Raw genomic sequence first — 7,224 nt, forward strand, 5'->3', positions numbered from 1 at the left:
CTCCGAGCCGGCGCAGCCGATCTCGAGCGGAAACCCCGTCGCGGGCGTGATCCCGACCGCGAGGCCCGCCGACTTCATCCCCGCCATCGCCGTCTACCGGCGCCACGTCCGCCGTGAGCTCGGCGCCATGCTCGGCGACGTCGGGCGATTGCGCGCCGCCGTCGCGCGTGGCGACCTGAGCGCCTCGAAGGCCGCCTGGCTGGACGCGGACGCCCACTACGAGTCGATCGGCGCCGCCTACGGCGCGTTCGGCGACCTCGACGCCGCCATCAACGGCCGCCCCGCCGGCCTCCAGGAAGGCGTGCGCTCGCGCGACTTCACCGGCCTGCACCGCGTCGAGCTGGCGCTCTGGGAGCGCCGCTCCACCCGTGACGCCGCGCCCGCCGCCGCGCGTCTGTCCCGCGACGTCGCGACGCTGCGGCGCAAGGTCGCGCGGATGAAGATCGACCCCTTCGAGTACTCGCTGCGCGCCCACGAGGTGCTCGAGGACGCGCTGCACCTCGAGCTCTCCGGCGCGGCGAGCCCATGGAGCGGCTCGGCGCTGACCGCGCTGCGCGCCAACGTCCGCGGCACCCGCGTCGTGCTCACCTCGCTGGCGCCGCTGATCGCCCGCCGCGACCCGGCGCGGCTCGCGCGCGCCCGCGCCGCGCTGGACCGGGTCGCCGCAACCGTGTCGGCGCGCGAGCTGCCGCGCTGGGACGAGGTCCCGCAGCGCGAACGCGAGCGGATCGCGGGCCTCACCGCCGCCGCGGCCGAACGCCTCGCCTACGTGCCCGAACTGGTCGACCCGCGCCCGCCCCGCCCGAAGAAGCGGGTGCTGGGATGAGCGGCGAGGGCGCGCCCGGGCGCGGCGGCGGCATGGGCGGGGGCGGCGAGGGCGCGCCCGGGCGCGGCGGCATGGGCGGCGGCGAGGGCGCGCCCGGAGGCGGCGGCATGGGCGGGGGCGGCGAGCGCGCGGGCGGGCGTGGGTGGCGCCGGCGGCAGTTCCTCGCCGGCGGGGTCGCCCTGGGCGCGGGCGCCGCGCTCGGGCGTGCGTCCGCCCGGCCCGCCGAGGCCGCGGCGCCTCGAGCGACGTCGTCGCTCGACGTACGGGTGCCGTTCGAGGGCGTACACCAGGCCGGTGTGCTCACCGAGCGACCGGCCACGGCGCTGTTCGCCGTCTTCGACGCGATCGCGCCCACTCGGGCGGAGCTCGCGGACGCGATCCGCGCCCTGTCGGAGCGTGCGCGGCGGCTGACGGCGCCGCACGCCGCCCTGCTCGGCTCGCCCGGCGACGGCCCCACGCCCGACTCCGGCGTGCTCGGGCCCAAGGTCCCGCCGGACGGCCTCACGGTCTCGATCGGCTTCGGGGCGTCGCTGTTCGACGACCGGTACGGACTGCGGGACCGCAAGCCGAGCGCGCTGACGCCGATGCCGGTCTTCCCCGACGACGCCCTCGTCGACGCCGAGACCCACGGCGACGTGTTCGTGCAGCTGTGCGCCGGCACGCAGGAGACGAGCATCAACGCGCTGCGAGACCTGATGCGCGCCACCCGCGGCGTGCTCGCCGCCCGCTACAAGATCGAGGGCTTCCTGCCCGGCGCGCGGCGCGAGCGCGGCGCGGGACGCAACCTGCTCGGCTTCAAGGACGGCACGTCCAACCCGACGGGCGAGGACGCGGAGCGGCTCGTCTGGACGCCCGAGGGCGGCACGTACGCGGTGCTGCGGATCATTCGCAATCGCGTCGAGTTCTGGGACCGCGTCGCGCTCTCCGAGCAGGAGCTGATGATCGGGCGCGACAAGGCCTCCGGCGCGCCGCTCGGCCGCGCCAGGGAGGCCGACGACCCCGGCTACGCGACGGATCCGAAGGGCGAGCGGATCCCGCTCGACGCCCACATCCGCCTCGCGCGTCCGCGCTCGCCGGAGACCGAGCACGAGCGGATCGTCCGCCGCTCCTACAACTACTCGCGCGGCATCGACGAGGCCGGCCAGCTCGACATGGGCCTCGTGTTCGTCGCGTTCAACAAGGACCCGGCGAAGCAGTTCGCCAAGGTCCAGGAGCGACTCGCGGGCGAGCCGTTGATCGACTACGTCGTCCCGACCGGCGGCGGGTACTTCTACCTGCCGCCGGGGGCCTCCAACGCCCAGGACTGGGTCGGCTCGACGCTTCTCGCCTAAGCCGCTTGCCGCAACGCGGCCAGCTCGCGCATGCGACCCAACCGGCCGAGCGCCTTGGACTCGATCTGACGCACCCGCTCGGGGGTGATGCCGAGCTGGCGGCCGATCTCGCGCAGCGGGGTCGGCTCGCCGCCGTCGATCCCGTAGCGCAGCGCCACCACTGTGCGCTCGCGGTCGGGGAGCTCCTGCAGCGCGCGCTTGAGCGTCTCCTCGCGCAGCGACACGTGCACGACGTCCTCGGGCGCGGGGCCCTCGGACGGCAGCAGGTCGCCGAACGCGGCGTCCTCGCCCTCGCCCAGCGGGCGGTCGAGCGAAGTGACCGTGCGGGCGGCGTCGCGCAGCGCGAGCAGGTCCTCCAAGGAGATCTCGGCCTCCTTGGCGATCTCCTCGTCGGTGGGGGCGCGGTCGAGCTTCAGCGACAGCGCGTTCTCCGCGCGCGCGACCTTGCGCTGCGTGCGCACGAGGTTGATCGGCAGCTTGATCGTGCGGGCCTTGGCGTCCATCCCGCGCTCGACGGCCTGGCGGATCCACCACGTGGCGTAGGTGGAGAAGCGGTAGCCGCGGCGCCAGTCGAACTTCTCGACCGCGCGGATCAGGCCGAGGATGCCCTCCTGGATCAGGTCCAGCAGGGTGAGCTCCGAGCCCTGGTACTTCTTGGCGATCGACACGACCAGGCGCAGGTTCGCGTTGATCATGCGGTCCTTGGCGCGCAGGTCGCCGCGCTCGATGCGCTTGGCGAGGTCGATCTCCTCGGCCGGCGTCAGCAGCCGGTGGCGGCCGATCTCGTTGAGGAAGAGCTGCAGTGTGTCCGTGGTGACGGTCGCGAAGGCCGCGTCGTCGATCGGCGCTTCCGGAGCATCCGCGCGCGTGCAGTCGTCGCGGAGCTCGATGTGCCGGGCGTGCAACTGCTCATAGAGGGCGGCGAGTTCCTCGTCCTCGAGCTCAAGGGCCTGCACGAGCTCGTCGACCTCCTTCAGGTCGACACAGCCGCGCTCCTCCCCTCGATCGATCAGGGCCGCGAAGGGCCCGGTGTACGCGTCACGCTCCTGTGCCATGGCTGCCTTCTTGACTCACCGCTCTAGGGCCTGAATAAACCAGCCAGAAAACTGAGTGGTCCCCGCATCCCGTCGTATCGACCGACGTCTGGAATCCGACCGTCCCGGGTAGTCCAAGACTGTGAGAGGCGCGATTCCAATGACCCGGACTCCTGACATGGTCCGCCTGCTGGATGTGGACCCCGATCTCGGGCTCCTGCTCAACGACTCCAGGCGCGACCAGGCCGAGCGCGAGCTCGTTGTCCGAACCCACAAGCTGCCCGTGGGTCCCTGGGACGTGTCGCGACTCGCGGGCGCCACGGCTGACCACGTCGGCCTTTTGATCATTGACGGCATCCTCTCACGTGAGCTCGTCGTAGCGGACCACGTGAGCGCCGAATTGCTCGGACCGGGCGATCTGGTGCGCCCCTGGCAACCGTCATCGCGCACCGGGCTGCTGCCCGTCGACGCCGTCTGGACCGTCCTGTCGCCGCTGACCGTCGCGGTGCTCGACCGCCGCTTCGCGGCCGAGATGTCCCGGTACCCGGAGATCACCGCGTCGCTGTTCGACCGGCTGAGCGAGCGCTCGCTGCGGCTCGCGACGACGCAGGCGATCTCGCAGCTCACGCGCGTGGACCGCCGGCTGAAGGCGCTCTTCTGGCATCTGGCCGAGCGGTGGGGTCGCGTCTCCGGCGACGGCGTGATCGTTCCCCTGGCGCTCACCCATCGCATTCTGGGGCAGTTGGTCGGCGCGCGTCGTCCGACCGTGTCCACCGCGCTGTCCGAGCTCGCCGAGCGCGAGGAGCTCACCCGCCGGCCGGACGGCTCATGGCTGCTGCGCGGCGACCCGCCGGACGCGGAATCGCTCGCGCGCAAGCCCGGCGTCCCCAGCCCGACCTCGCGTCCGCAGGACCTGATGCGCCCCGCGCGCAGGTTCGAGCGTGAAGAGTCAGAGCCCGAGGTCGTGACCGCGATCGAGCGGCTGCGCGAAGCACTTGAACCCGGCCAACTGCGGGAGCTCCTCGAACGCCGCCGCACCGAGCCGGAGGGCGGGCCGAACGCCGCCTGAGGCCCAGCGGAGCCCGCCGTGAAGGCGTAGGCTCCGTAAACCGGTGAGTTTGGAGCCCGCCCTGTCGGCTGCACTCGACGTCGAACCCATCCTCGACGTGCTGCCGGTGCCGTTGCTCCTCGTCGAGCCCGGCACGGCACGGATGCTGTACGCGAACGAGGCCGCGCACCGGCTGGCCGGCGGCACGCTCACCCTCGGGGTCCCGGCCGAGGAGTACCCGCGCACGTACCGCCTCTACGACGCCTCGGGGCGCGCGCTCGAGCCCGACGAGATGCCGGCCGTGCGGGCGGCACGCGGCGAGGTCCTGCACAACGTCCAGGTCGACTGGGAGACGCCGCGCGGGATCTGCACCGTGCTCGTCTCCGGGTCGACGATCTCGCTCGACGGCGGCCGCCAGGTCACCTTGGTGACTTTCGAGGACGTGACCGAGCTGGAGGGTGAGCGCCGGCGCTCGTCGCTGCTCGCCGACGAGTTGCGCGTGATGCTCGACAACGTCGCCGACGCGATCACGGTCCAGTCGCCGGACCACAAGCTGATCTACGCCAACGAGGCCGCCGCGCGCCACTACGGCATCCCCGGCGGGACGGAGCTGTCGGCGTTCGACGCCTCGGTCTACCTGCGCCGGTTCGAGGCCACCGACGAGCTCGGCCGGCCGCTTGACCTCGCGCGGCTGCCCGGGCGGCTCGCACTCGCGGGCCTCGATCCCGAGCCGGTCGTGATCCGCTCGCGGGATCTGGAGACGGGGGAGATCAAGTGGGCGCGGGTCAAGGCGACCGCGGTCCATGACCCCGACGGCGGCGTGCGGCTCGCCATCAACGTGATCGAGGACATCACCTCGCTCAAGCGCTCCGAGGAGGCCCAGCGCTTCCTGGCCGAGGCGTCGCGGCGGCTCAGCGGGTCCTCGCTGGACTACGAGCGCACGCTGGCCGCGGTGACCGAGCTGGCGGTGCCCTCGCTGGCCGACGCCTGCGCCGTCCACTTCGTCGAGGAGGAGGCGCTGCCGTCCGAGGTGGCCGAGGTGATCCGGACCGGGGCGGCGTGGCTCGAGCCCTCGCGGGTGATCGTGCCGATGACGTCGGGGCGGGTGATCGGGACGCTCACGCTGACGCTGCGCGGGCGCGTGTTCGACTCGGCCGACGTGCTCGTCGCCGAGGACTTCGGGCTGCGCGCGGGCGCGGCGGTCGAGAACGCGCGGCTGTACCGCGCGGCCTCGCTGATCGCGCGCACGCTGCAGACCTCGCTGCTCCCGCCGGTGCTCCCGGACGTCCCGGGCGCGGCGGTCGCCGCGGCGTTCCATCCCGCCGGAGAGGGGCTGGAGGTCGGCGGCGACTTCTACGACGTGTTCACGACCGGCGACGGCCAGTGGTACCTCGTGATGGGCGACGTGTCCGGCAAGGGCGCCCAGGCGGCCGCGGTCACCGCGCTGGCGCGCTACACGCTGCGGACCGCGGCCGCGCGGCGGCGCTCGCCCGCGGCGATCCTGCGCTGGGTGGGCGAGGCGATGCTCGACCAGGGCGCGACGGGCGGGCACTACTGCACGATCGCGTGCGCGCTCGTGGATCTGTCGCGCTCACCCGCGCGGCTGACGGTGTCGTGCGGCGGGCATCCGCTGCCGGCGCTGCGGCGCGCCGACGGGACGGTGGAGCCGGTGGGCGCGCCCGGGACCCTGTTGGGCCTGCTGCCGGACCCCGAGTTGCAGGACCGCAGCACCGATCTGCGGCCGGGCGACACGCTCGTGCTCTACACCGACGGGCTGACCGAGGCGCGCGCCCCGGGCCCGACGTGGGGCTTCGAGGAGCTCGCCGCCGCCGTGCGCGTCGCCCCGATGGACGGGCCGGAGAGCCTCGTCACCAGCCTCGTCGCGAGCGCGCTCGGCGACCGCGCCGCCCCGCGCGACGATCTCGCGGTGCTGGCTTTGAAACTCGACGCTTAGTCGCCGTCGGTCTTGGGGTCGCCCGTCGCGTGGTCGTCGTCGTCCTCGCGCTCTCGTCCGGTGCCGCGCTTGCGCTGCGAGGTGCCTTCGTCAGGCGTATCATCGACCTCAGGCGGCTGCTCTTCTGGATATCCGATATCCGATTCGGTGGTCTCCATTCCCGATACCTACCCACGATCGGGGATGTCGCAAGCCGGGTACGTGACGTGCCCCACGCATGCAGTTCAGCTTCCAGTTCCCACCCGCCGACGATGCCCCCGCGCAGGCCCGTGCCGCGCTGGAGGTGTTCGACCAGATCCTCTCTCCCGAGGTGCTCGAGGATCTGCAGCTCGTGGTGTCCGAGCTGGTGACCAACTCGGTCAAGTTCGGCCCCAAACGGCCGATCACGCTGGTTCTGACGGTGGCCAAGACGGGCATCGTCAGCGGTGAGGTCATCGATCAGGGCGACGGCGAGCGCGCGAAGATCGAGATGACGCCGGAGCCCACCGTCGACGGCGGCTGGGGGTTGCACCTGCTCGACCAGGTGGCGACGAGCTGGGGCGTCCGCGAGGGATCGACCCACGTGTGGTTCGAGATCGGACCACGCCGCCGCTGATATCTGCTTAGATATCCGGATATGTCGGATCGCACCGCAGTCTTCCTGCGCCTGACCACCGAGCAGGCCGACCGCCTCGACCAGGCCGCCACCGCGCTGCGCGCGCACAAGAAGGACCTGGTCGGCAACCTCGTGGATCGCTACATCGATCCCGCCGATCTCACCGCGCTGCGCGAGTGGATGACGCCAGTGCCGGCGCCGAGCCCGCGCCGTGTCACGGTCGATCTCGGGACTCCAGGGCCCGTCGTCGGCCACGCCGACTTCCGCCCCGCCGAGGTGCTCGACACCGCCGGCGCGGCGGACCTGCTGCGGGTCGACGAGGCCGCGATCGTCGAGCTCGCGACCAAGGGCGAGCTGCCCGGCCGGAAGATCGGCGACCAGTGGCGGTTCTCTCGAACCGCGCTCTTGAGCTGGCTGGGCTAGGAGTCTGTTGACG

Annotated in this window: 8 protein-coding genes; 6 read left to right on the forward strand and 2 right to left on the reverse strand. The window is 72.8% G+C overall.

The window, feature by feature from the left end:
• On the forward strand, positions 1 to 826 hold an 826-nt coding region (locus G569_RS56580), incomplete at its 5' end, for an EfeM/EfeO family lipoprotein (RefSeq protein ID WP_169542384.1).
• Positions 823 to 2,157 (forward strand): Dyp-type peroxidase, encoded by a 1,335-nt coding sequence (locus G569_RS0143225; RefSeq protein ID WP_245602798.1) that lies wholly within the window; start codon positions 823 to 825, stop codon positions 2,155 to 2,157. The genes G569_RS56580 and G569_RS0143225, both read left to right, overlap by 4 nt.
• On the opposite strand, the gene G569_RS0143230 is transcribed toward G569_RS0143225, so the two are convergent.
• Complete coding sequence (locus G569_RS0143230) at positions 2,154 to 3,212, reverse strand: sigma-70 family RNA polymerase sigma factor (RefSeq protein ID WP_028068022.1); 1,059 nt, start codon at positions 3,210 to 3,212, stop codon at positions 2,154 to 2,156. The genes G569_RS0143225 and G569_RS0143230 overlap by 4 nt on opposite strands.
• 139 nt (positions 3,213 to 3,351) lie before the next feature.
• On the opposite strand from G569_RS0143230, the gene G569_RS0143235 reads away from it, so the two are divergent.
• Both G569_RS0143235 and G569_RS60325 read left to right on the forward strand, forming a co-directional pair.
• Positions 3,352 to 4,260 (forward strand): Crp/Fnr family transcriptional regulator, encoded by a 909-nt coding sequence (locus G569_RS0143235; RefSeq protein WP_157592712.1) that lies wholly within the window; start codon positions 3,352 to 3,354, stop codon positions 4,258 to 4,260.
• A gap of 43 nt (positions 4,261 to 4,303) precedes the next feature.
• On the forward strand, positions 4,304 to 6,193 hold the full coding sequence (locus G569_RS60325; protein ID WP_157592713.1) for a SpoIIE family protein phosphatase: 1,890 nt from the start codon (positions 4,304 to 4,306) through the stop codon (positions 6,191 to 6,193).
• Here the strand turns inward: G569_RS60325 and G569_RS63575 are convergent.
• A complete protein-coding gene (locus tag G569_RS63575) occupies positions 6,190 to 6,351 on the reverse strand; it encodes a hypothetical protein (protein WP_157592714.1) in 162 nt (53 codons plus the stop codon). The genes G569_RS60325 and G569_RS63575 overlap by 4 nt on opposite strands.
• 59 nt (positions 6,352 to 6,410) lie before the next feature.
• On the opposite strand from G569_RS63575, the gene G569_RS60330 reads away from it, so the two are divergent.
• Both G569_RS60330 and G569_RS65070 read left to right on the forward strand, forming a co-directional pair.
• Entirely contained in the window at positions 6,411 to 6,788 is a 378-nt protein-coding gene (locus G569_RS60330; protein ID WP_028068024.1) for an ATP-binding protein, read from the forward strand.
• Between the two features lie 21 nt (positions 6,789 to 6,809).
• Positions 6,810 to 7,211 (forward strand): helix-turn-helix domain-containing protein, encoded by a 402-nt coding sequence (locus tag G569_RS65070; protein ID WP_037503474.1) that lies wholly within the window; start codon positions 6,810 to 6,812, stop codon positions 7,209 to 7,211.
• Positions 7,212 to 7,224 lie beyond the last annotated feature (13 nt).

This window comes from Solirubrobacter soli DSM 22325 (genome assembly GCF_000423665.1).
Lineage (GTDB): Bacteria > Actinomycetota > Thermoleophilia > Solirubrobacterales > Solirubrobacteraceae > Solirubrobacter > Solirubrobacter soli.

Bases quoted from the DNA above. Each gene is read 5' to 3' on its own strand.
- G569_RS0143225 (WP_245602798.1), top strand. From the start codon at position 823: ATGAGCGGCGAGGGCGCGCCCGGGCGCGGCGGCGGCATGGGCGGGGGC.
- G569_RS0143230 (WP_028068022.1), bottom strand. From the start codon at position 3,212: ATGGCACAGGAGCGTGACGCGTACACCGGGCCCTTCGCGGCCCTGATC.
- G569_RS0143235 (WP_157592712.1), top strand. From the start codon at position 3,352: ATGACCCGGACTCCTGACATGGTCCGCCTGCTGGATGTGGACCCCGAT.
- G569_RS63575 (WP_157592714.1), bottom strand. From the start codon at position 6,351: ATGGAGACCACCGAATCGGATATCGGATATCCAGAAGAGCAGCCGCCT.
- G569_RS60330 (WP_028068024.1), top strand. From the start codon at position 6,411: ATGCAGTTCAGCTTCCAGTTCCCACCCGCCGACGATGCCCCCGCGCAG.
- G569_RS65070 (WP_037503474.1), top strand. From the start codon at position 6,810: ATGTCGGATCGCACCGCAGTCTTCCTGCGCCTGACCACCGAGCAGGCC.